Origin of the sequence: Dorea sp. AF36-15AT, from assembly GCF_003477705.1 — a bacterium.
GTDB classification, from domain to species: domain Bacteria; phylum Bacillota; class Clostridia; order Lachnospirales; family Lachnospiraceae; genus Claveliimonas; species Claveliimonas ammoniilytica.
Genome location: NZ_QUDV01000020.1, coordinates 1 through 2,075, shown reverse-complemented (window position 1 = coordinate 2,075; position 2,075 = coordinate 1). Strand labels below are relative to the sequence as shown.

The following is a 2,075-nucleotide window of genomic DNA, read 5'->3' as shown; positions in this document are numbered from 1 at the left end:
ATATTTTCCAGCCATTTTACGATACCATTCGTAAGTAAGATCCCCGCTCCGATTCCGACCGGGATCCCAACGAGTCCTTCCAGTATTCCTTCCCAGTAAACCACACTAATCCTTTGAAATTTGCTCGCCCCGATACTTCCCAATGTTCCCAGATACCTTAGCTTTTCAAACGTAGAGATGGAATAGGCATTGTAAATCAACACACAGCCCATAAGCATCACCATTGCAACTATAACATTGATGATTCCGCCCACGCTCATACTGGTTTCGTCATTTAGACCATAGTATTCTAAAAGCTCTATATGATAGGTGATATTGTATTTTCCCGTTTCACGATAAGGAAGCCGTCGCCACTCTTCCTCCGGAAGCTGTTCCATACCGATCTTTTTGCCAATTTTCTGTGTTCTGGCAAACATACGCCAACTGACGTTTTTCATTTCAGCAGCCACACACAAGCCCGCATCCGGTTCGCATTCTTCGCATTCCGTTTCTGATACATTACATAGCTTTTTATTTTCTTTCAGGCTTTCATACTGTTCCTGATCCAAATCATGGAAGATCAAATGCCAGCTTCCCTGGTCTTCCCGTATACTCTCCCGGATCATTCCCATCAGAGTATTGGTAAAGAGCGAAATCGTTGTGAGAATGATCATCGTGCATGTAATTCCAAGGATGGTAGCTCTGGTACGCTTTTTATTCTTTTTCAGATAACGTAAAGTTAATTTATAAATAATTCCCATCTTTACACCCTCTTGTTATAAGAAGAGCCATGCTTCCCTGATATGCCTCTGCATCTAAGCCTAATATCTTCGCCGCCTCGCATATTCCGTATATACTGGAACCATTCATGTTCACTTTTTCTAAATCACGGATATATGACAGAGGAGCTTTCAACCCATAATACTCACATATTGTAGCTAAACACGCCACACCACAGTCTCTAACATCATGTTGATAAATTCCATGAAAGCGCAATTTCTCACCTCCGACTATCTTTTACTATCCGTCCATCTTCAATCACAAGAATCCTCTCTGCATGTTCTGCAATCTTCTCATCATGGGTGATCAGGAGAATCGTCTGGCCATATTTTTCATTCAGTTCGCGGAAAAGTTTGATAATCTCCCGGCTGTTCTTCTGATCCAGATTTCCTGTAGGCTCATCTGCCAGAATCAGTTTCGGTTTACTGATCAGTGCTCTTCCGATTGCAACTCTCTGCTGCTGACCGCCGGACAATTCGCTCGGAAGATGATTCACACGCTCTGTGAGGCCGAGTAAATCCAGTAATTCATCCAAATCTTTTCGTTCTGCCTGTCTGTGATCCAGGAGCATCGGCAGACATATATTCTCTTCCACGTTCAGTACCGGAATCAGATTATAAAATTGATAGATCTGACCAATCTCTCTTCTTCGAAAAGCAGTTAGCTCACGTTCTTTCATTTCATAAATGGACTGTCCGCCAATATATACCTTGCCGGATGTCGGTTTGTCAACGCCGCCCAGGAGATGAAGAAGTGTTGACTTTCCTGAACCCGATGGACCCAAAATCGTGACAAACTCTCCTTCTTCCACCGAAAAGGAAACGTGGTTAAGTGCAATAACCTTATTATCTCCAAAACCATATTCTCTTGTAAGATCTTCCGTTCTCAATACTTCCATCTTCGCGCCTCCCTTACTGGTTATCGTTACGAATAGATTCGATAATATTCAGATGTTTCAATTGTGACATTGCATATCTCACGGGTACGATCAGCAATAACACTGCAACTACAATCTGTATCGGCACCATATCCCATGGTATTTTCCATATAATAGTATAAAAAACTTCGTGATAGGTATCATACACCCCTAATAATCCAAGAAAACTTACCGGTATTCCAATCACACACCCGATAATCCCATAAAACCCTGCCTCTATGGATAACATCCTCTTCAGATCTTTCCGGGACATTCCCATAGACTGATAGGCGGCAAATTCTTTTCTTCGCATACGCATAGAAGTCGATATGCCTTGGAATATATTGGTTAATGACAACAACGTGATCAACGCCATCAATCCATATCCTAATATTAATAA

At 42.0% G+C, this 2,075-nt stretch carries 4 protein-coding genes; all 4 read right to left on the bottom strand.

Annotated elements, in window-relative coordinates:
* The coding region (locus DWZ93_RS14575; RefSeq protein WP_147364684.1) for an ABC transporter permease at positions 1 to 740 on the bottom strand (740 nt) is incomplete at its 3' end.
* Positions 724 to 975 (bottom strand): cysteine peptidase family C39 domain-containing protein, encoded by a 252-nt coding sequence (locus DWZ93_RS15345; protein WP_442873187.1) that lies wholly within the window; start codon positions 973 to 975, stop codon positions 724 to 726. The genes DWZ93_RS15345 and DWZ93_RS14575, both read right to left, overlap by 17 nt.
* A 4-nt stretch (positions 976 to 979) precedes the next feature.
* A complete protein-coding gene (locus tag DWZ93_RS14565; protein WP_118453416.1) occupies positions 980 to 1,657 on the bottom strand; it encodes an ABC transporter ATP-binding protein in 678 nt (225 codons plus the stop codon).
* 13 nt (positions 1,658 to 1,670) lie between these two features.
* A partial coding sequence (locus tag DWZ93_RS14560; RefSeq protein WP_147364683.1) for an ABC transporter permease occupies positions 1,671 to 2,075 on the bottom strand: 405 nt, incomplete at its 5' end.